This window comes from Coprococcus sp. AF16-22, from assembly GCF_003461545.1.
Classification (GTDB): Bacteria; Bacillota; Clostridia; order Lachnospirales; family Lachnospiraceae; genus Coprococcus; species Coprococcus aceti.
Genome location: NZ_QTXH01000006.1, coordinates 115,492 through 136,501, shown reverse-complemented (window position 1 = coordinate 136,501; position 21,010 = coordinate 115,492). Strand labels below are relative to the sequence as shown.

18 protein-coding genes, 1 pseudogene and 1 riboswitch are annotated in these 21,010 nt (G+C 46.1%); of the genes and pseudogenes, 17 read left to right on the top strand and 2 right to left on the bottom strand.

What is annotated here, in order from left to right:
* The first annotated feature begins 279 nt into the window (after positions 1-279).
* The 14 genes from DWW60_RS08480 to DWW60_RS08415 all read left to right on the top strand — a co-directional run bounded on the left by DWW60_RS08480 (position 280) and on the right by DWW60_RS08415 (position 15,301).
* The gene (locus DWW60_RS08480) at positions 280-1,452 is read left to right on the top strand and encodes a hypothetical protein (RefSeq protein WP_117875029.1); all 1,173 of its coding nucleotides are present in this window, start codon (positions 280-282) and stop codon (positions 1,450-1,452) included.
* 27 nt (positions 1,453-1,479) lie between these two features.
* On the top strand, positions 1,480-2,058 hold the full coding sequence (locus tag DWW60_RS08475; RefSeq protein WP_117875027.1) for a hypothetical protein: 579 nt from the start codon (positions 1,480-1,482) through the stop codon (positions 2,056-2,058).
* 12 nt (positions 2,059-2,070) lie between these two features.
* Positions 2,071-3,720 (top strand): vWA domain-containing protein, encoded by a 1,650-nt coding sequence (locus tag DWW60_RS08470; protein ID WP_117875025.1) that lies wholly within the window; start codon positions 2,071-2,073, stop codon positions 3,718-3,720.
* Positions 3,721-3,814: 94 nt separating this feature from the next.
* Positions 3,815-3,942, top strand: a riboswitch (FMN riboswitch).
* Positions 3,943-4,128: 186 nt separating this feature from the next.
* Positions 4,129-5,277: a bifunctional diaminohydroxyphosphoribosylaminopyrimidine deaminase/5-amino-6-(5-phosphoribosylamino)uracil reductase RibD gene (ribD, locus tag DWW60_RS08465; protein ID WP_117875023.1), complete on the top strand. Its 1,149-nt coding sequence runs from the start codon at positions 4,129-4,131 to the stop codon at positions 5,275-5,277.
* Positions 5,278-5,301: 24 nt separating this feature from the next.
* Positions 5,302-5,985, top strand: a complete 684-nt coding sequence (locus DWW60_RS08460) for a riboflavin synthase (RefSeq protein ID WP_015533911.1) — start codon at positions 5,302-5,304, stop codon at positions 5,983-5,985.
* 25 nt (positions 5,986-6,010) lie between these two features.
* The gene (locus tag DWW60_RS08455) at positions 6,011-7,216 is read left to right on the top strand and encodes a bifunctional 3,4-dihydroxy-2-butanone-4-phosphate synthase/GTP cyclohydrolase II (RefSeq protein WP_117549269.1); all 1,206 of its coding nucleotides are present in this window, start codon (positions 6,011-6,013) and stop codon (positions 7,214-7,216) included.
* 56 nt (positions 7,217-7,272) lie between these two features.
* A complete protein-coding gene (ribH, locus tag DWW60_RS08450) occupies positions 7,273-7,734 on the top strand; it encodes a 6,7-dimethyl-8-ribityllumazine synthase (RefSeq protein WP_015533909.1) in 462 nt (153 codons plus the stop codon).
* Between the two features lie 144 nt (positions 7,735-7,878).
* Positions 7,879-8,697, top strand: coding sequence for an HAD family hydrolase (locus DWW60_RS08445; protein WP_117875021.1), 819 nt, complete (start codon positions 7,879-7,881; stop codon positions 8,695-8,697).
* A 45-nt stretch (positions 8,698-8,742) separates the two neighbouring features.
* The gene (locus DWW60_RS08440) at positions 8,743-9,564 is read left to right on the top strand and encodes a DUF1189 domain-containing protein (protein WP_015533907.1); all 822 of its coding nucleotides are present in this window, start codon (positions 8,743-8,745) and stop codon (positions 9,562-9,564) included.
* 37 nt (positions 9,565-9,601) lie between these two features.
* Positions 9,602-10,132, top strand: coding sequence for a CYTH domain-containing protein (locus DWW60_RS08435; protein ID WP_015533906.1), 531 nt, complete (start codon positions 9,602-9,604; stop codon positions 10,130-10,132).
* A complete protein-coding gene (locus DWW60_RS08430; RefSeq protein ID WP_015533905.1) occupies positions 10,132-10,677 on the top strand; it encodes a DJ-1 family glyoxalase III in 546 nt (181 codons plus the stop codon). Before DWW60_RS08435 ends, DWW60_RS08430 begins: the two co-directional genes overlap by 1 nt.
* Complete coding sequence (locus tag DWW60_RS08425) at positions 10,677-13,145, top strand: ATP-dependent DNA helicase (protein ID WP_117875019.1); 2,469 nt, start codon at positions 10,677-10,679, stop codon at positions 13,143-13,145. The genes DWW60_RS08430 and DWW60_RS08425 overlap by 1 nt, the downstream gene beginning before the upstream one ends.
* A 105-nt stretch (positions 13,146-13,250) precedes the next feature.
* Positions 13,251-14,618: a UDP-N-acetylmuramoyl-tripeptide--D-alanyl-D-alanine ligase gene (locus tag DWW60_RS08420; RefSeq protein ID WP_117875017.1), complete on the top strand. Its 1,368-nt coding sequence runs from the start codon at positions 13,251-13,253 to the stop codon at positions 14,616-14,618.
* A gap of 230 nt (positions 14,619-14,848) precedes the next feature.
* Complete coding sequence (locus DWW60_RS08415) at positions 14,849-15,301, top strand: DUF6465 family protein (protein WP_117875015.1); 453 nt, start codon at positions 14,849-14,851, stop codon at positions 15,299-15,301.
* A gap of 312 nt (positions 15,302-15,613) precedes the next feature.
* Here DWW60_RS08415 and DWW60_RS08410 read toward each other — a convergent pair.
* Positions 15,614-16,870: pseudogene (locus tag DWW60_RS08410) on the bottom strand (ammonium transporter); the annotation flags it as partial.
* 311 nt (positions 16,871-17,181) lie between these two features.
* Between DWW60_RS08410 and DWW60_RS08405 the strand changes: the two are divergent.
* Positions 17,182-17,940, top strand: coding sequence for a helix-turn-helix transcriptional regulator (locus DWW60_RS08405; RefSeq protein ID WP_158565895.1), 759 nt, complete (start codon positions 17,182-17,184; stop codon positions 17,938-17,940).
* A 71-nt stretch (positions 17,941-18,011) separates the two neighbouring features.
* Here DWW60_RS08405 and DWW60_RS08400 read toward each other — a convergent pair whose 3' ends face one another.
* Entirely contained in the window at positions 18,012-18,350 is a 339-nt protein-coding gene (locus DWW60_RS08400) for a P-II family nitrogen regulator (protein ID WP_015533899.1), read from the bottom strand.
* A gap of 303 nt (positions 18,351-18,653) precedes the next feature.
* On the opposite strand from DWW60_RS08400, the gene clpX reads away from it, so the two are divergent.
* Together clpX and DWW60_RS08390 are read left to right on the top strand one after the other, a co-directional pair.
* The gene (clpX, locus tag DWW60_RS08395) at positions 18,654-20,141 is read left to right on the top strand and encodes an ATP-dependent Clp protease ATP-binding subunit ClpX (protein WP_015533898.1); all 1,488 of its coding nucleotides are present in this window, start codon (positions 18,654-18,656) and stop codon (positions 20,139-20,141) included.
* A 276-nt stretch (positions 20,142-20,417) separates the two neighbouring features.
* Complete coding sequence (locus tag DWW60_RS08390) at positions 20,418-20,984, top strand: manganese efflux pump MntP (protein WP_015533897.1); 567 nt, start codon at positions 20,418-20,420, stop codon at positions 20,982-20,984.
* Positions 20,985-21,010: the final 26 nt, after the last annotated feature.

Here is a 21,010-nt window from a genome sequence, read left to right as displayed (position 1 = left end):
TATCCTCCCAGTTTGTTGTCGATTCATTATACCACAGGTGGACAGACAGTTGTATAAACACTTAATAAAATAATAAAATACCATATCCCGTCACTTTTATGTTTTTAATTTGTGGCAAAACATGTATAATAAAAATGATTAAGTTCAGATATAAGTAAAAATGATGATGGGCATATCAGATATGTATGCCAGTTTGCATATTGGATTAAGAACTTATATAGAATGAGGTGTGAGATATTGCACAGGGCGTATGTTCTAAGAAAAGAAAATAATAAATATATGCTGGATGTTATCAGTCCGTATGAAGCACTGTACAGTTCTGTATTTGGGGTTCAGGCGGATACGCTGTCCTATTCACAGGATGGTATGTGCAGGCGGATGTTCGATGAACTCATAGACAAACTGAATTACAGGGAGAAGATAGTGATAGATAAGCTCTATGGCTACAGACATGACAGATGCAGTGTGCCGGAACTTGCCTGTGAGCTGGAGACCGATGAGGAAGGTGTGAACAGTCTGAAGAACAGTGCGCTGGACAGACTGAGGGATCCGGATAATTACAAATATCTGGAGAAACGGTGGTATTCAGGAACGGATATAACCAACACTGAGTACGAGCTTGATTTCAGGAGAAAGCTCAGAGCGGAGCTTCAGAGATATCTGGCCGGTCAGAAGTCAGATATTGACATTTTAAGTGCGATAATGAGGAGAAATAAGATCTCTGTACAAAGGATATACAGGAATGTGCAGGCGGCAGCTACGGATCAGGGACGGTTTGAGACCTCTATATCAGGGAAGAAGAGTATAGATGATGCTGTAAATGAGCTGAAGGCGTTCAAGATAGCTGCACGTCCTGTTGAGAGCATCAGGAAGAAAAAGTCTGTAAGGGGAAATGTAGAGACCGTGCTCATAACAAATGATGGGATTGAGCAGGCGTATAAATACAGCGGACTCAGCGATGAGGATATAGCGGAGTGCGTGTGTCATGTACTGACGGACAGTGACGAGGGACATGGCTGTATACTTGACTTCAATATGTCAGATGGACTTATGGGACTCCTGTTGCTGAAGGGCTATCTGTATCTCGACAGTCTCATGGAGGACAGAGACAGGATATTGGCGGAGCTTCAGAGTGGAGGCTTTCAGACTCAGGCGGAGGAATTTGCAAAATTTGCGGACAAGGCGGAGATATACATAGCGGATAAGACGCACACGTCCATGACGTTTATTGTTGTGCCGGAGGCTGTTGCGCTTCGAATATATGAGGATAGGCCGGTGGATTACCATGAACTGCTGTCCTGCGCGGAGGAGACGGACAGGGAGTTTGCGGTCATGCTCATAAGAAATGAGAAGAAGGAATTTGCTGACTTTTCGGGACTTACGGTCACCGATGCTGCAAAGCGAAGGCTCAGCGTATTGCAGAGAGACAATGAACATGCAGATGCGGTGTGATATATATTGACTTTAGGAGGAAAAACGATGGGATTGATAGCGGTCAATATCATAGGCTTGATAATGTTCATACTGGCAATAGTAATGTTTGTGCTGGCTGACAGTATGGTGGGAATAGCTATAGGTGTTGCAATCAGTGTAGTGTGGCTGACATTCACCATAACAGCAAATGTACATATACTCAAGGGAAGACGCTCGACGGAGAAGCTCAAGGACAGTGCCAGGGGACATTTGTTTGATGCACAGATAGAGAGACTCAACAGACAGTATGAGAGCATAATGTCCAGGGAGGAATACTTCCAGGAGAATGTGGAGGAGGGCAGTGGTATCCGCAATCTGTACGAGGATATAAAGCAGCAGGCACAGAGCAACATGGACAGTGCCATAGGCTTTATACAGACATACGATTATTACACTAGACCCCAGCCGGTATACCTCGACAATCTGTGCAGACAGGGCGACGAGCTGGTGAGAAAGTTCAATATTCTGGTGGAGAAGATGGTTGATATTGACACCAACCTGAGTTCGCTGGATATGAAATATGTGGATGATGTCATAGAGTGCATGAATGGCATGAGGCAGGATGTCCACAGTCAGGGAATGTAAAAGGAGGAAGAAATGGATAAGAGGACAAAAGGATTAGTGGTAGTCGGAGTGCTGGTGATAATTGCGATGATCGCGGTCATTATCGGAATAGTCGGCAGGAAGGTTATCAACATAGCAGGCGGTGGAAATGGAGGATCATCAAGATCGGATATGACTCTTGATGAGTTATATGCAGATCTCGATGTAAATGAAGCGACCCCTGTAAAGGGTACGGTCACTCTGGACACTCCGGATCTGTATGCGGAGCTGCCTGAGATAGACAAATATCCACTGGCAGTTGAGGGTAATGGAGACATAGATATAGAGATATTTACATCAGGTGAGAAGGCGGGAAAGGACAACGACTCATGGCTTATAGATGTGGCAAATTCCTTCAACGGTTCTGGTGTGAAGACAGCGGACGGCAAGTCGGTATCGATGAGCGTGAGATCAGTGCCATCCGGTACAGCCGCTGACTATATCATTTCCGGCAAATATCTCCCGGATCTGTACACCCCGAGCAACACCCTGTTCGGAGAGTATGCGATGTCGAACAGTGGCAGCCTTGAGCTTTACGCGGACAGGCTGGTTGGAAATACAGCGGGAATCCTTGTGAAGAAGGACAGCGGTTACACTACTGCTGCCGATGCCATAAAGGCCGTTCAGGATAACAAGATCACCATGGGATACACGAACCCACAGACAAGTGCCACAGGACTTAACCTCCTGCTCACGCTGCTTCAGGACGGAGAGGATAACTTTACAAAGTTTAACTCAAACATACCATACGTTGCATATACAACACAGCAGATGAGAGATAGTGCATCAAACGGAACACTCGATGCTATGCTGTCAGAGTATCAGGCATATATCAATGACAGCAATCTCGTGTCAATGTATGATTTCATTGCATTTGGCGTGAGACATGACAATCCTGTATACATATGTAACAAGTCGGGAAAGTCTGCATCAGAGCTTGAGGCCATACAGCTCGTTGTGGATTACTGCAAGAGTGATGATATGCAGACGATCGCGACAAAGAAGGGCTTCAATGCCAACGATGATTATACTGCGGCGGAAGAATTCTCCGGTGCACAGGTCACACAGGGACTCAAGACATACAAGAAGACAAAGGATAACGGCAAGGACATCATCGCGGTGTTTGTTGCGGACTGCAGCGGTTCCATGGACGGAGATCCTATGAACCAGCTCAAGAACAGTCTGACAAACGGTGCGCAGTATATCAATGACAACAATTATGTTGGGCTTGTCAGCTACTCAAGCTCAGTTACAGTGGAGGTTCCGATCGCCCAGTTTGACCTGAACCAGAGATCATATTTCCAGGGATCGGTCAACAATCTGATGGCTTCAGGAGGAACGGCTTCGTATGATGCCGTTGTGGTTGCGATGAAGATGATAACCGATGCAAAGGCAGAGCACCCGGATGCAAAGTGTATGCTGTTCCTTCTCAGCGATGGATATGCCAATGTGGGATATTCCATGGATGAGATAACAAGTGCGCTCAGACAGTCGAACATACCTGTATACACGATAGGTTACGGCGGAGATGCTGACACGGATGAGCTTGCAAAGCTCTCAGGAATAAATGAGGCGGCATCTATAAATGCGGACAGTGATGATATTATCTACAAGATAAAGAGCCTGTTCAATTCACAGCTTTAAAATTTATCGGTAAAATACATCATAAAAAACAGTTGCATTCCGTTGGCATATGGAATACAATATAGTCGTTTTTAAGAGACAACTGCATATGATGATAGATCTTCGGGGGTGAGTGCAATTCTCCACCGACGGTGTTAGGGAAACCTTAAGTCCGTGAGCCATGAGGCATGATCCGGTGTGATTCCGGGACCGACAGTATAGTCTGGATGAGAGAAGTATTATATATTCAGAACAGGGTATCTGATGGAAGTCCGTTGTGATGGATTTCGGTGATGGATACCTGAACAAGAGAAAACCCCGAAGTTATCTTCGGGGTTTTCTCTTGTGTTTCGAACAGATACTTCGGAGGCTTGAATGAGCAATATCCGATAGTCTGTCTGTAAAGGTATTAAGTAGGATGGTGGTCATATGGAAAAATATGATATAGATGATGGATTTGATCCGTCATATATGAGACGTGCCATAGAGCTTGCAAGGCGCGGCACTGGAGCAGTGAATCCAAATCCGCTTGTAGGTGCTGTCATAGTGAAGAATGGCAGGATCATAGGAGAGGGATATCATGTGAGATATGGAGAGCTCCACGCTGAGCGCGCAGCATTTGCCAGTCTTAAGGATCAGGCAGATGCCGAGGGCGCAGTCATGTATGTGACGCTTGAGCCGTGCTGCCATTTTGGCAAGCAGCCTCCATGTGTGGACGCGATCATAGAGCACAAGATCAGAAAGGTCTACTGTGGTTCCGATGATCCGAATGCTATGGTGGCAGGAAAAGGTTTTAAGAGACTGCGTGATGCCGGGATAGAGGTGTACACACACTGCCTCAAAGCCGAGTGCGATGCCATAAACGGCATTTTCTTTAAGTATATAGTAAATAAACAGCCGTATGTGACCATGAAATATGCCATGACCATGGACGGCAGGATCGCTACCCACACAGGGGCCAGCAAGTGGATAACCGGTGAGGCATCAAGGGCGTATGTCATGGAACTCAGAAACAGACATAAGGGTATTATGGCGGGCATAGGAACAGTGCTTGCGGATGATCCGATGCTGACATGCAGAATAGAGAAAAGCACGGACAGGGATACTGATAATGTCAGAAATCCGATCAGGATAGTTTGTGACAGCAAGCTCAGGATTCCGGAGGATTCACAGATCGTACAGACAGCCGGGGAGATAGAGACCATAGTTGCCACGACGGCAGCGGGAGCTTCAGACTCAGCAAAGTGTGAGAGACTCAAGGATAAAGGTGTAAGCATCATAGAGATTGAAGATGTGGATGGACAGGTGGATCTAAGGCAGCTCATGACGATCCTCGGCGGGAAAGGCATAGATGGAATACTGCTTGAGGGCGGCGGCGAGCTCAACTACAGCATGGTGTCTGAAGGTCTTGTGGATGAGGCATGTGTATTCATTGCTCCGAAGATATTTGGCGGCGAGGGCAAGTACAGTCCGGTATCCGGAACGGGTGTTGATGTGCCTGCGGATGCACATATGTTTGGACTTGACGAGGTCAGAAGATTTGATGAAGATGTGATGCTCAGATACAAAAAGGTTTAAGAACTTATAGAAAAGAGGTCATACATGTTCACAGGAATAGTAGAAGAGATAGGAACTATAAGAAAGATAGATAAAGGCGTAAGCTCCTGCAGCATCACGGTGCAGGCAGACAAGGTTCTCCATGGAAGCCAGGTTGGAGACAGTATAGCGGTAAACGGTGTGTGTCTTACTGCAACCGGCATATCGGGGAATATCTTTACTGCGGATGTCATGCCTGAGACTTTGAGACGAAGCGGACTTGGACAGCTTACCGGTGGCAGCAGGGTGAACCTTGAGCGTGCCATGGCGGCCGGAGGAAGATTTGGCGGACATATAGTGTCAGGACATATAGATGGAACCGGAACGATCAGAGAGCTCAAAAGGGAGGACAATGCAGTGTGGGTGACAATAGATTGTTCTCCGAAGATACTCAGATACATCATTGAGAAGGGCTCAATAGCCATAGACGGTATAAGCCTTACGGTTGCGTATGTCGATGATACATGCTTTAAGGTGTCGATCATTCCGCACACGGCGGGAGAGACGACGCTGCTGGATGGCAAGCCGGGCAAGGTGGTCAACCTTGAAAATGATGTGGTTGGAAAGTATGTTGAGAAACTGCTTATGCCATACAAAGGTGACGATACAGATGAAAAGCTTTCAAATGGAAATGCTTCAGATAGATCAGGACTTGATATGAAGTTTCTGGCAGAAAATGGATTTATGTAGACAGATATTTTAAGGAGGTAGAGTGATGAGTTTTGAATTCAACTCGATAGAGGAGATCGCTGCAGATCTTGCGGCGGGAAAGCCGGTTGTCATGCTCGACAACGAGGACAGAGAGAATGAGGGAGATGTAATCTGTGCAGCAGAATTTGCTACAACGGAGAATGTCAACTTCATGGCAAAGTGGGCGAGAGGTCTCATATGCATGCCTATGGATGCGTCGTATGCGGATAAGCTGAATCTCCCACAGATGTGTATAACCAATACAGATAACCACTGCACAGCATTTTCAGTATCAGTGGATCATGTGGATACAACCACAGGAATCTCAGCCGAGGAGAGAGGCTACACAGCCAGAAAATTTGTGGATGAGAATGCAAAGCCTGATGACTTCAGAAGACCGGGACATATGTTCCCACTTCAGGCAGTTGCAGGCGGAGTCATAGAGAGAAACGGCCACACAGAGGCTACAGTTGATCTTATGAAGGTTGCAGGACTTAAGCCTTGCGGACTGTGCTGTGAGATCATGAAGGATGACGGAACCATGGCGAGAAAGGATGACCTTGTGGAATTTGCAAAGGTTCATGACCTTAAGATATCGACCATAGAGAAGCTTGTGCAGTACAGAAAAGAGCATGAAGTATTCGTTGAGTGCGTAGCCAAGGCAAAGCTTCCAACAAAGTATGGTGAGTTTACGATCTGTGGATATATCAACAAGCTGAACGGTGAACATCACGTGGCACTCACAATGGGTGATATAGCTGACGGCAAGCCTGTTCTCTGCCGTGTGCACAGCGAGTGCCTCACAGGCGATTGCTTCGGCTCACAGAAGTGTGACTGCGGACAGCAGCTCGATGCGGCCATGAAGGCCATTGCCAAGGAAGGCAGAGGCGTGCTCCTGTACATGAGACAGGAGGGCAGAGGAATCGGCCTTATCAACAAGATCAGGGCATATGCGCTTCAGGATCAGGGGCTTGACACCGTTGAGGCAAACCTCAAGCTTGGTTTCCCTGATGATGCAAGGGATTACACCATAGGAACACAGATACTTGTGGATCTCGGAATCAGACAGATCAGACTCCTCACCAACAACCCACTCAAGGTATACGGCCTTGCAGGCTACAATCTTGAGATCGTGGAGAGAGTTCCTATAGAGATAGAGCCAACCAAGTTTGACGCATTTTATCTCAAGACAAAAAAAGAGAAAATGGGTCATATGTTACACGAAGTCTAATATTTCATAAGAAGGGGCTGGGTAAGCTCCGATATAGAATAAGGAGGATAAATCAGATGAATAAGGTAGAAGGAAAGTTAGTAGCAAATGGAGCAAAGATAGGTATAGTGGCAGCAAGATTTAATGAGTTCATAGTTTCAAAGCTCGTAAGCGGTGCAGAGGATGCACTTCTCCGTCATGATGTAAATGCTGACGACATCACAGTTGCATGGGTTCCGGGAGCATTTGAGATCCCTGTGATCGCAAAGAAGATGGCTGCAAGCGGCAAGTATGACGCTGTTATCTGTCTTGGTGCTGTTATCCGTGGTGCGACAAGCCACTATGATTATGTGTGCAACGAGGTTTCAAAGGGCGTTGCCTCAGTATCACTTGAGACAGGTGTACCTGTAATGTTCGGAGTTGTCACAACAGAGAATATCGAGCAGGCAATCGAGCGTGCAGGAACAAAGGCCGGCAACAAGGGTTATGACTGCGCTATGGGAGCTCTTGAGATGATCGACCTCATGAAGCAGTTGTAATGCAGACTGCAGAAAATGCGATATAATGAAGCATGCTGATGCATGCGCAGGTTATCAAGTGAAAATATAATGCGTACAGAAGATACAGGCACGTGTAGTTATAATACATGTGCCTGTAAATATATGACAGGATGGATATAATATATGAAAAGCACAGACAGGAAGATATTGTTCTTTGATATAGACGGAACGCTTATAACCGAGGACGGAAGGAGATACTTCCCGGACAGCGCAAGGCATGCGCTGGCGCAGGCGAGAGCCAACGGACATCTGGTGTTCATCAACACTGGCAGGGTTTACTGTAATGTCACTGATGAGATCAAGAATGCGGGTTTTGATGGCTTTGTGTGTGGCTGCGGAACATCCATTTACTATGACGGCAAAGAGCTGTTCCACAATGATGTCAGCAGGGATGTGTGCAGGGATATAGCTTATGCATGCCGCAGATATGACATGTTTGGAATGTATGAGCACAGAGACAAGGTGTACGTGGACGGTCAGAACATGGGAAATGAACTCCTTGCAGAGATGGTCAGATACTTCCGGGCAAATGGAATATTTGTTGGGGAGGATGTGGACTCGGATGACTTTGAATTCGACAAGTTCTGCTGCTGGTTCGCGGATGACAATAAAAATGTTCCTGAGTTCCGCGCGTATGTATCACAGCATTTTGACTATATCGACAGAGGTTCAAATTTCTGCGAGATAGTTCCCAAGGGATTCAGTAAGGCGACAGGTATACAGTATCTTCTGGATTATTTTGATATTCCGCTTGAAAATGCATATGCATTTGGTGATGGCAACAATGACGCACCTATGTTATTATATTGTCCGAACAGCATAATCATGGAGAAGGGGCCGGAGGAGCTCAAAAGACAGGTTATGATGGTCACAGACGATGCGGAGAATGATGGAATATATAAGGCTATGGTGAAGCTTGGGATCATAGAGCCGATGGAATAGCTGGTTCATTTTGCCGGTCAATAATTATTAGAGTTGGAGATTTATATGGAAGAACAGGAAGAGAACAAGAAGGTGACGCTGCTCGATCAGTTGTCGATAGCGGTCAGCAGTCCGAAGAATTACAAACAACTGGTTAAGCTGAAGACGGGACGCCTTGTGTGGTTTGTGGTGATCATATCCTTTTTACTGGCATTTATAGAGTTTGGAATAGACGCCATATTCTGGGTTGGCAAGGTCGGAGGTCTGAGGAATCTCATAACAAATAAGATCCCGGCATTCACATATCATGACAATAAGCTCGACATGGAACATGATATGCAGCTTGAGATAGGAAATGCTACTCTGTACATCAACACGGAGAATGCGTCAGTGAACCTTGACTCCATGGAAACGGATGGAGTGTACATCGCCATAGGAAGTGAGAATATAGTCATGGGAATGGTCTCAGATGGCAAGGGCTATGATTACATGGAGACACCGCTCAAATACATGTTCCTGCCGGATGGCTTCAACAATAGCAAGCTGGCGGTACTGACACCGGTATTTTATATGTACATGGTGATCATGTTCATTGCGGTGATGGTGGCATCGGCGGGCAGACAGCTTCTCCTTGCGCTGATATTCAGTATAGCGGGCAATAGACTTGCAAGAATTCTCAACACGGGACTGTCCTACGGCAAGGTATTTACGATATGTGTCTATGCACAGACTCTGGCGGTGTTCATAATGTCGGTCAACACTGCTCTTGGATATCTGTTATCCTCGTTTGTTGTATGGATCATCGCACTTGTCGTGTCCATGGTATTTATGAACAAAGCTATAGGAAGCTATGTGAGTGGAGATATACCGCCGGGAGATGTGTTCTGATAAGGCGGTCATTTGGTTTGAATAGGTGGAGGCATATATGGAGATAGAGAGAAAATACCTTGTACATGAGATACCTGTCGATCTGACAAAATATCAGGTGAAGCACATGGAACAGATGTATGTGTCCGTGAAGCCGGTCATAAGGATCAGGAGAACGGACGACAGACGTGTGCTCACGGTCAAATCCAAGGGACTGCTCAGCAGGCAGGAATTCGAGATGGATCTGGACGAGGATGAATACAGGAATCTCAGATGTAAGGCAGACGGCAATATAATAGAGAAGGACCGGTATATAATACCGCTTTCCGATACAGACGGAACCTGTGGTGACAGTGAAGTGGACAGGGAACTGAAGATCGAGCTGGACGTGTTCGACGGGATATTTGGCGGACTCACCTATGCTGAGGTTGAATTCCCGGAGGAGAAATTTGCAAATACATTTGTGCCGCCAACGTGGTTTGGCAGGGATGTGACTGAGGACGGTATCTATCAGAACAGCGCCCTGAGCGGCATGGACAGACGTGATATAGACAGTTTTGTAAAGAGTGCGAATAAGGAGGAAAAGTGATGAAGGCAAGAGTTTTATTTGCAACAGGTTATGAAGAGGTAGAGGCTCTCACGGTGGTGGATCTCTTGAGGAGAGCCGGAGTTGAGTGCCTGATGGTGTCGGCTGACGATCAGGATACAGTGACAGGAGCGCGCGGCATGGAGGTCACGATGGATGAGAAGTTATCAGAGATCGATGACCAGTGCGATCTTGTAGTTCTTCCTGGAGGTATTCCGGGGGTTCCGAACCTCAAGACAAATTCAAAGGTTCAGGCCATGGTCAAGGCACAGAATGACAGAGGCGGTTATGTGGCTGCTATCTGTGCGGGACCTACAGCACTTGGCGCATTTGGCGTGCTTGCGGACAAGAATGCAACATGTTATCCGGGATGTGAGGATCAGCTCATGGCGAAGCGCCACAGCACGGAGCCGGTAGTGGTGGACGGAAATGTGATCACCAGCAGAGGAGTGGGAACAGCCATAGAATTTGCACTTAAGCTGGTTGAGATACTCATAGACAGACAGACTGCGGACGATCTCGCAGAGAAGATAGTATATAAGAGATAATGAATATAAAAATATCAGTTAGGAGCCTGGTGGAATTCATCTTCCGCAGTGGCGATATAAGTGATAGCAGTAGTGGGACTCTGTCCAGAGAAGCGATGAATGCGGGTAGCAGGATTCACAGGAAGCTTCAGAAAAGGGCAGGGTCTCATTATAATTCAGAGGTGCCGCTCCGGTATACAGAGGAGCTTGGCGGACATCTGATAACTGTGGAGGGCCGGGCTGATGGAATCATAGACAGATGCGGTGGCGAACAGGAAGAGTCCGGGGATATTGACGACGGCTTTGACATGGCAGAGGGGTATGCTGTGGACTTCCATGACAGCGATGTGCTTATAGATGAGATAAAGGGCATATACAGGAACCTCGATGACATGGAGAGCCCGCAGCGCGTCCACGTGGCCCAGGCGATGTGCTATGCGTATATATATTCAAAAGAGAATAATTATAGCTGGATAGATGTAAGGATAAGTTATGTAAACCTTGACAGCGAGAAGGAGAAGTTCTTCAGGCGGAGATATTCATTTGGCTATCTGGAGAAATGGTTCAGCTCAATGATGGCGGAGCTTTGCAAATGGATTGATCTGGTGGAAAAGCATCAGCTCATGAGAAATCAGTCCATCTCGGACATGGAGTTCCCATTTGAGTACAGGAAGGGCCAGAAGGAGATGGCTCTGTATGTGTACAGGGCTATTGAGCAGGAAAAACATCTGTATGTCCAGGCACCAACTGGAATCGGAAAGACCATGGCGGCGGTGTACCCGTCCATAAAATCCATGGTTCAGGGACATGTGTCGAAAATATTCTATCTGACAGCCAAGACCATAGCCCACACTGTGTCGAGAAATGCGGTGGAGCTGCTGGAGGACAGAGGTCTCAGGCTTAAGACTGTAATACTCACGGCAAAAGAGAAGATATGCTGTCAGGAACAGGTGGACTGCAATCCTGCGGTATGTCCGTATGCCGAGGGGCATTTTGACAGGGTAAATGATGCGCTGTACGACGTGGTATTACATGAGACGGTGGTTGACAGAGATGTGGTAATACGGTACGCACAGGCTCACAGGGTGTGTCCGTTTGAGTTGAGCCTTGATGTGAGTCTGTTTGCTGACATGGTGATATGTGACTATAATTATGTCTTTGATCCGAGGGCGAGCCTCAAGAGGTTCTTTGCGGCGGAGGGCGGTAAGCCGGGAGATTATGTATTCCTTGTGGATGAGGCGCACAACCTTGTGGACAGGGCTTCGTCCATGTACAGTGCGGAGATTGTGAAGGAGGACTTTCTGGAGCTCAAGAAGCTCACAGCCCAGTATGGCGGCCGTATGGCAAGACATATAGGAAGCTGCAACAGAGAGCTGCTTACGATGAAGAAGGAGGTTCCTGAGGGGGGATACAGGGTGCTCTCGAGCATAGCACCTCTTCACCTGAAATTGCTCAGCCTCCATGAAGCAATACAGCTCTTTCTGGAGGAGCACAGGCAGATCCCGGAGAGAAAGGAAGTCCTGAACTTTTATTTTAATCTCACTTCATTTCTGAACATTGCGGAGATGATGGATGAGAATTATGTCGTGTATGACGAGATAAGGGATGACGGAAGATTTGTGGTGAGACTGTACTGCGTCAAGCCTGCAGTTAACATAAGAAACTGCTTGGACAAAGGGCTTGCCACGGTGTTTTTCTCGGCTACGATACTTCCTGTCAGATATTATATGGAGATGCTGTCGGACTGCCCGGAGGACAGGGCAATATACATCCCGTCTCCATTTTCTGCGGAGAACAGGAAGATAATGATAGCAAATGATGTCACGACCAGATACACGAACCGTAATGAGGCGATGTACAGGAACATTTACAGCTATATAGAGCGCGTGATAAGTGCGAGACCGGGCAACTATATGGTGTTCTTTCCATCGTATGCCATGCTGGAGAAGGTGCATGTGCTCACTGAAGAGCTTCCAGAGTCTCTTGGGGTGGAAGTTATAGCCCAGGAACAATACATGACGGAGAGCGACAGAGAGAGCTTTCTGAGGGCATTTGAGGAGAAGGACAATGTGCTGGCACTGTGTATCATGGGCGGAATATTCTCCGAGGGAATCGATCTGACTGGTGACAGGCTGATAGGAGCAATAATAGTCGGACCCGGTCTTCCCCAGGTGTGCACGGAGAGAAAGCTGATGATGGATTACTTCGACAGCAGAACCGCGGCGGACAAAAAAGAGGCTGCATCCGACAGGAATGGATTCAGATATGCGTACCAGTACCCGGGAATAAACAAGGTATTTCAGGCTGCCGGAAGAGTCATACGGACGGAGACGGATCAGGGGATAATACTTCTGATAGACGAGAGATTTGCCACCAGGCGTTACACGGAGCTGTTTCCTGTGGAATGGAATGACAGCGTGATATGCAACATGCAAAATGTGGACGGGATCCTTGAACAGTTCTGGGATTATAAAAGTAAAGAGATTTAAATATACAAAAGCATAATACAGTGCTATAATGGACACCTGATGAAGCCGGAGCGGCGGTAAAGCCCGGTTGTATATATTTTATCAATATGAAAAAAGGGGATAGTGATGGTAGATATAACAGTAAAAAATATTCTGGAAGCTACAGGAGGCGTACTCCTCTGCGGAGATGAGAACACTGTTCTCACTGACATCTGTATAAACTCTAAGGAGGCCAAGGAGGGCGATCTGTTCGTGCCGATCATAGGAACAAGAACCGACGGACACAGATTTATAGAATCAGCACTTCAGACTGCAGCAGCCACACTCACATCGGAGCATGACAATGTTGTGGTGTCGGACAAGGCGTATATCAGGGTGGATGATACTGTTAAGGCATTGCAGGCCATTGGAAAGTATATAAGGAACAGATACGATATGCCTGTTGTGGCGGTTACAGGAAGCGTGGGCAAGACCACGACAAGAGAGATGATCACAGCGGCTGTCAGTGCTGGAATGAAGTGCTTCCACACAGAGGGCAATTATAATTCGGTGTACGGCGAGCCTATCACGGTGTCAAGGATGACAGACGAGTACGATGCGGCTGTTCTTGAGCTTGGAATCGGCGAGCCGGGTGAGATGGACATCCTCACTGATATAGCTCAGCCGGATATATGCGTTATAACGACCATAGGCGTTGCACATATAGAATATATGGGTTCACTGGAGAACACCCGCAAGGAGAAGCTCAGCATCATCAATGGCATGGGCGAGAATGGAACACTGTATATCAACGGTGATGATCCTATGCTGTATGCGGTCAAGGATGAGATACCATGTAAGGTATACACATATGGCTGCGGCGAGGGCATGGACTTCAGAGCGACTAACATCCGCATGGAGGATGGATATTCTGTATACGATATGGTACATGGGGATGACGTTGTAACTGTCAAGGTAGGAGTGATGGGACTGCACAACGTGCGCAATTCATTGGTGGCCATGGCTGTGTCGCATCAGCTTGGAGTTCCATATGAGAAGTCGTCGAAGGCATTTGAGAATTTCAGAGGCCTCAGACAGAAGGTCATCAAGCTTCCTGGCAAATACACGATCATAGACGATACATACAATGCAAGCCCTGATTCCATGAAGGCCAGCACCGATGTCCTCTGTGACATGAAGTGCGAGGGCAAGAAGTATATCGTGCTCGGCGATATGCTTGAGCTCGGAGAGAAGAGCGATGAGTACCACTATGAAGTCGGAGAGTATCTCAGAGATAAGAAGATAGATGAGGTCATAGTCATCGGAGAGCATGCCCAGAAGATCAAGGAAGCTCTGGATGCCTGTGATACGAAGTATGCCAAGACTGTGTCATTCACTGACACGGAGGAGATCGCGATATACCTTATGGCGCTCATGAAGCCTGAGGATATAGTGCTTTTGAAGGGATCAAACGGAATGAAATTGAGTGAAGTGGTTAATATTCTCACGAATTAGTGTGCGTATTTGTACAAAATGACAAAAGCGGTCACGGATTTACAACGATCTGTGACCGCCTTTTTGTGTAAAGTGTTGCCATTTATTGTAAATCAATTCCCAAAACGATACAAAAGGGAGAAAAGAATTTGGTTATATTGAAAAAATATAAAAAATGGAGTAATATCAACCTAGCTTGAAAATAAATACATAAGATTACATAGATACTTTTTATTTGGGAGGAAAGAATCATGGCTACAGCAAAGAAGGCAGATGAGACAAAGAAGGTAACAAAGGCAACACCTGCAGCAGCACTTGCTAAGGTTGAGGCAGTTAAGAAAGAGGAAGCTGCAAAGAAGACAGCAGCTACAGAGACAAAGGCAGCACCTGCAAAGAAGGCAGCTCCAGTTAAGGAAGAGCCAAAGGCAGCACCTGCAAAGAAAACAGCACCAGCTAAGAAGGAAGAGACAAAGGCAGCAGCACCTGCAAAGAAGGCTCCAGCAAAGAAGGCAGCTCCAGCTAAGACAACAGAGAATGTATTTGTTGAGTTCGCTGGCGGTCAGATCGAGATGGCAGCAATCGTTGCTAAGGTGAAGGAAGTTATTGGCAATAAGACAGTTAAGGAATTGAACGTATACTACCAGCCAGAAACAGGCATGGTATATTATACAGCTGATGGAGAATCAGGTTCTTACAGTCTTTAATCTATAGATGTTTGTTTTAAGACGGATCCCGGTCGTAATGACTGGGATCTTTTTTCTTTGTGCAATATTGTGTTGTATATAAGTGCCTTTCTGTGATAATATGTCATAGGTTAGGACAATCTAACCAATGCTTTTACAGGGGGTAAGAGATGACAATACACGAGTATGGAGACAGGAAGAATCCGCATATACTGCTTATACATGGCATGTGGATGTGAATATATTAAAAAGCCTGTGATATGAACTTTGATTCATACCACAGGCTTTTTGCTTGCAGATAATACTATATATTATGAATTACTTTGTTGTCAGGAAATCTGCGTATGCTGTAGGAAGACCATGCTCTGTAGGATCAAGTCCCTTGATCTCTTCCTCCTCAGATACTCTAAGTCCCATAGTCTTCTTGATGATCAGGAATACGATGGTGATCGTAACTGCTGTCCATGCTGCAACTGCTGCAAATCCAAGTAACTGGATGAGAAGTGGATGAATGCCACCGCCGTAGAACAGACCGTTTAATGTATCATTTCCAGGAACAGTTGTTGTGGAGAAGAGACCTACAGCGATTGTTCCCCAGATACCATTTACACCATGTACGGCTACGGCACCGACAGGATCGTCAACATGTAATGCGTGGTCACAGAGCCATACTCCGAATACTACGAGAAGTCCGGCAACGATACCGATGATAGCTGAGCCGAAAGCATCGACTGTATCACAAGGAGCTGTGATGGCAACGAGACCAGCGAGTGAAGCGTTGAGACACATTGACACATCAGGCTTGCCATATTTGAGCCATGTAAATATCATACATGAAACTGTTGCAAGTGCAGGTGCGATAGTAGTAGTGAGGAAGATAGAACCTAACTGCTCAACAGATGTTGCGGCTGCACCATTGAATCCGTACCAGCCGAACCACAGGATGAATACACCGAGTGCGCCGAGTGGAAGGTTATGACCTGGGAAGGTGTGAACCTTTACTACTTTGCCATTCTCATCCTTATTGAACTTTCCGATACGAGGTCCAAGTAATGCGGCACCAATCAGTGCTGAGATTCCACCTACCATATGGATGGCACATGAACCGGCAAAATCATGGAAGCCAAGTTTTACAAGCCAGCCACCTGGATTCCAGATCCAGTGAGCCTCAATAGGATATATCAGCAGTGAGATGATAGCTGAGTATACACAATATGCAGAGAACTTTGTTCTCTCTGCCATAGCTCCTGACACGATGGTTGCTGCTGTTGCACAGAACACAAGGTTGAATACGAAGCTTGACCAGTCATAGTTTTCAAAGTGAAGGAACAAATCCCATGATGGTTTTCCGATGAAACCTCCGAGTGCCCAGTCACTGCTGCCGAGCAGAAGTGATGAACCGAGGATCATGAATGAAACTGTACCGAGACAGAAATCCATGAGATTCTTCATTATAATGTTTCCGGCATTCTTGGCTCTTGTGAAACCGGCCTCAACCATTGCAAATCCGGCCTGCATCCAGAATACCAGTGCGGCTCCGACAAGGAACCATACTCCAAATACAATTGTGCTTACGTCTTCCATAATCATTCCTCCTTTTAATACATTGTAGTTGTGGAAGTGATCAGATAATAAAAAAAGATGCGTCCCGCCAGGTATGCTCCTGACAAAACACATCTTTGTGCACATTATATCTGATCGTACGTCACTGAGATATGACTGATAATAAGTATCTCAGTGCCACACCTCAATTACTAACTTGGGTTGAGTATAGTATTGAGATATGGTAAAATATTGAAAAAATCGGACGTGGAACGATAAACCTTATTATATTTTGCGCGGACTTAATATAATAAAGCAAAGATACGGTAAAGATAAATAAAGTTATGCGGAGATGGCGTATGGATAGTCAGCTTTTATTGAATGTTAATTTTTGCAGTGAAGTACATACTAATTTAATAGAAAAGAATGAGAAGTCTGTGTATGTGAGAGCTGGTTACAGCTTGGGTGGGCTGAGAATAGTGCCACAGGAGAATGCTGGGATATGTGTGATATGTATGGATGGACACATCAAAAGGGTGTATCCGGGTGAACTGGAGGCGGCTGTTTGCATTGAGGAGAGTTGCAGCTTCATATCTGTGGAGCAGGATCTTGGATTTGGCAGGGAGACTCTGGATACCCAAGATATGCGTCTGCTTGAAAAACTGCTGACGGCTGATCATGCATTTACAGGAAATGGTGCAGAAGATCCGATAGAGAGTGCGACAGAGGAGATCACGGAGCATATAGAGAAATGCGGATCGTTGTGGCAGAGGAATGGCATGGCTGATTCGGACATCGTGAAACAGGCGGATGTCATATATGCGGCAAAAGGGAAGATAAGCATATTAGAGCTTGCTGAGCAGATGGGATGCACCGTTAGACATGTGCATAGGAGATTTGTGGAGGAGCTGGGGGTCAGCCCCAAGAGGTTTGCCCGCATCGTGAGGATCAGGGAGACTGTGAGAAAAATGCTGGAGCATCCGGGCGGACATGTCACGGATTATATGGATGACATGGGATATTCTGACCAGGCGCATTTCCAGAGAGAGTTTAAGTGGTATACAGGGATGACCCCGGGGAGTCTGCTGAAGATACTGGGAGACAGAGCTGAACGATAAAAAACAGGCAGTGGACAAATGCCACTGCCTGCCAATTTAGAAAAAGGAATGATACTGGATACCTGTGCTTATTAGAGCGCTGTCTCTCCACGCTCGCCTGTACGGATACGAACGACATCTGCCACATCATATACGAAGATCTTACCATCACCGATCTTACCTGTGGATATTCTCTCGCAAACCTTGAAAATGATCTTGTCCGCAACATCGTCTGCTGCTATGGTCTCGATCTTTACCTTTGGAATAAGGTTTACAACATATTCGCTTCCTCTGTAAGTTGTCTTATATCCCTTCTGATTACCGTAACCCATGATGTTTGATACCATGGCACCTGTTGATTCACACTCATCAAGTATTGACTTTACATCATCAAGCTTTTCTGAACGAACTACGATTTCAAGTTTCTTCATAATTACAGTCCTCCTTTTACCCGTTGGATTTATTTTTTATGATTATAGCATAGCGAAAAATCCAATTCCATAGCACTTCGCAAATGCCGAAATTTTAAAACGATTCGAAAGATGCCAGCGGTAAAATAATACAAAAAACAGACAAATGACTTAATAATATTAAGGACAGAAGCGGGGCGGCGCTGCGTGCCAGCGGTTAATTTACAGTAATTTCATATTTGCAGGTGTTGGTAAATGTGGTATATGTGTGTTATTATATTTCTGACTGAGACTATATGTATAATCAGGAAAGGAAAATGAGATATGGCAGAGAATTATGATGATATAGATAAGAAGACACCGGATACGGTGGATACCGATGGACATGCATCGGATGATAAGGACAACGATGACGACTACGAGAAATACTGCTACCTGTGCAGGAGACCGGAGAGCGTGGCCGGCAAGCTGATACATATGCCTGGAGATATAAATATATGTGCAGACTGCATGCAGAGATCATTTGACAGCTTCAACAATTCCGGGTTTGGCAACATGCCGGGGCTTGGCAATATGCAGTTCATAGATCTGACAAATATGCCATTTGGCAATATAGATATGTCCAAGTTCAAGGCACAGAATGACGTGCCAAAGTCACAGAAAGTCAAGAAGAAGGCGCCAAAGGAAAAGAAGCAGGAGGAAGAACTCACGCTTAAGACAATTCCGGCTCCTCATAAGATCAAGGCTATGCTGGACGAGTATGTTGTGGGACAGGAATATGCCAAGAAGGTTATATCCGTGGCTGTATACAATCATTATAAGAGGGTTCTCACAGATTCCATGGATGATATAGAGATAGAGAAATCCAACATGCTGATGGTGGGACCTACAGGCTGTGGTAAGACATATATAGTCAAGACCATAGCAAGACTTCTCAAGGTGCCTCTCGCAATAACTGATGCGACAACTCTTACAGAGGCCGGTTATATAGGCGATGATGTAGAGAGCGTTCTGTCAAAGCTTCTCGCCGCCGCCGACAATGATGTGGAGAAGGCAGAGAGAGGAATCGTGTTCATAGATGAGATAGACAAGATCGCCAAGAAGCAGAACAGCAACAGCAGGGATGTGAGCGGTGAATCCGTACAGCAGGGACTGCTGAAGCTCCTCGAGGGCGCGGATGTTGAGGTACCTGTGGGATCGGGCAGCAAGAATGCTATGGTTCCCATGACGACCATCAATACAAGAAACATACTGTTTATATGTGGTGGAGCATTCCCTGATATAGAGGAGATTATAAAGCAGAGAATAAGCAGGCAGGCGTCCATGGGCTTCAAGGCTGAACTCAAGGACAAATATGATGATGATCCGAATCTGCTGAGACAGGTTACAACCGAGGATCTCCGTGAGTTTGGCATGATACCTGAGTTCCTTGGAAGACTTCCGGTACTCTTCACACTTGATGCGTTGGATAAGAATATGTACGTGAGCATACTCAAGGAGCCTAAGAATGCGATATTAAAGCAGTATAAGAAGCTCCTTGCACTGGATGAGGTGGATCTTAGATTTGACGATTCGGCATACGAGGCGATAGCCGAGGAGGCGATCAAGAGGAAGACGGGAGCCAGAGCTCTACGTGCCATCATAGAGAAATTCATGCTGGATATCATGTACCAGATCCCAAGGGATGACACCATAGGAAGGGTGACAATCACAGGTGATTATATAAAGGGCAAGGGAAGCCCTATCATAGAACTGCGCGGAACACCGGCACTTGAGGAGGCAAGCGCAACTCAGATCGATAAGCAGGACTGAACAGATCTGTAATGACAATAATGCGATAACAGGGAAATGCTACTTGATAATATTTTATCAATATGCTAGAATATCACCGTTCATTAAGGGAGTAGTCAGCGCAGAGCTTGCGTTGTGATATCAACATAATGATTGGCAGCCATCGGTCGATGATGGCGTGAATCTGGTATTACTGTAGATGATGAGACTTTCTGGACAGCTTTTAGCTGCCCGGGAGGTCTCTTTTTATATGTGTCTGTGACTGCATCCGTCAAATCTATATCAAGGAGAAAAATTATGAGTATTGCAGAGTTATTCCTGTTGGCAGTTGGTCTTTCAATGGATGCATTTGCCGTGTCTATCTGTAAGGGGTTGTCCCTGCGCAACATCAAGGTGAAGCACATGCTTATCGCAGGTGCGTGGTTTGGAGGATTTCAGGCACTTATGCCGACGGTAGGATATGTCCTCGGAAGCTTTTTTGCAGATCTGGTAAGCAAATGGTCACACTGGATCGCATTTGTGCTCCTCCTGTTCATCGGCGGAAGTATGATCAAGGAGTCGTTTGGCGAGGAAGAGGAAGTAGATGCAGATATGAGCTTTAAGGTCATGTTCCTTCTGGCGGTTGCAACCAGCATAGACGCACTGGCGGTTGGAGTGTCATTTGCATTCCTCAAGCTGTCCACTCTGTATATCATACTTGCGGTATTATTCATAGGATGTATCACATTCATATGTTCAGCGGTCGGAGTGAAGATCGGAAGTATATTCGGAACAAAGTACAAGTCAAAGGCTGAGCTTGCCGGAGGTATCATACTTATACTCATAGGAGTAAAGGTTGTTCTGGACGGACTCGGTATATTGTAACCTTAACATAAAATAAATGGACAATA

What these genes read in the sequence shown, in the direction of transcription:
- DWW60_RS08480 (WP_117875029.1), top strand. Translation starts at nt 280, where the DNA reads ATGCTGGATGTTATCAGTCCGTATGAAGCACTGTACAGTTCTGTATTT.
- DWW60_RS08475 (WP_117875027.1), top strand. Translation starts at nt 1,480, where the DNA reads ATGGGATTGATAGCGGTCAATATCATAGGCTTGATAATGTTCATACTG.
- DWW60_RS08470 (WP_117875025.1), top strand. Translation starts at nt 2,071, where the DNA reads ATGGATAAGAGGACAAAAGGATTAGTGGTAGTCGGAGTGCTGGTGATA.
- ribD (WP_117875023.1), top strand. Translation starts at nt 4,129, where the DNA reads ATGGAAAAATATGATATAGATGATGGATTTGATCCGTCATATATGAGA.
- DWW60_RS08460 (WP_015533911.1), top strand. Translation starts at nt 5,302, where the DNA reads ATGTTCACAGGAATAGTAGAAGAGATAGGAACTATAAGAAAGATAGAT.
- DWW60_RS08455 (WP_117549269.1), top strand. Translation starts at nt 6,011, where the DNA reads ATGAGTTTTGAATTCAACTCGATAGAGGAGATCGCTGCAGATCTTGCG.
- ribH (WP_015533909.1), top strand. Translation starts at nt 7,273, where the DNA reads ATGAATAAGGTAGAAGGAAAGTTAGTAGCAAATGGAGCAAAGATAGGT.
- DWW60_RS08445 (WP_117875021.1), top strand. Translation starts at nt 7,879, where the DNA reads ATGAAAAGCACAGACAGGAAGATATTGTTCTTTGATATAGACGGAACG.
- DWW60_RS08440 (WP_015533907.1), top strand. Translation starts at nt 8,743, where the DNA reads ATGGAAGAACAGGAAGAGAACAAGAAGGTGACGCTGCTCGATCAGTTG.
- DWW60_RS08435 (WP_015533906.1), top strand. Translation starts at nt 9,602, where the DNA reads ATGGAGATAGAGAGAAAATACCTTGTACATGAGATACCTGTCGATCTG.
- DWW60_RS08430 (WP_015533905.1), top strand. Translation starts at nt 10,132, where the DNA reads ATGAAGGCAAGAGTTTTATTTGCAACAGGTTATGAAGAGGTAGAGGCT.
- DWW60_RS08425 (WP_117875019.1), top strand. Translation starts at nt 10,677, where the DNA reads ATGAATATAAAAATATCAGTTAGGAGCCTGGTGGAATTCATCTTCCGC.
- DWW60_RS08420 (WP_117875017.1), top strand. Translation starts at nt 13,251, where the DNA reads ATGGTAGATATAACAGTAAAAAATATTCTGGAAGCTACAGGAGGCGTA.
- DWW60_RS08415 (WP_117875015.1), top strand. Translation starts at nt 14,849, where the DNA reads ATGGCTACAGCAAAGAAGGCAGATGAGACAAAGAAGGTAACAAAGGCA.
- DWW60_RS08405 (WP_158565895.1), top strand. Translation starts at nt 17,182, where the DNA reads ATGGATAGTCAGCTTTTATTGAATGTTAATTTTTGCAGTGAAGTACAT.
- DWW60_RS08400 (WP_015533899.1), bottom strand. Translation starts at nt 18,350, where the DNA reads ATGAAGAAACTTGAAATCGTAGTTCGTTCAGAAAAGCTTGATGATGTA.
- clpX (WP_015533898.1), top strand. Translation starts at nt 18,654, where the DNA reads ATGGCAGAGAATTATGATGATATAGATAAGAAGACACCGGATACGGTG.
- DWW60_RS08390 (WP_015533897.1), top strand. Translation starts at nt 20,418, where the DNA reads ATGAGTATTGCAGAGTTATTCCTGTTGGCAGTTGGTCTTTCAATGGAT.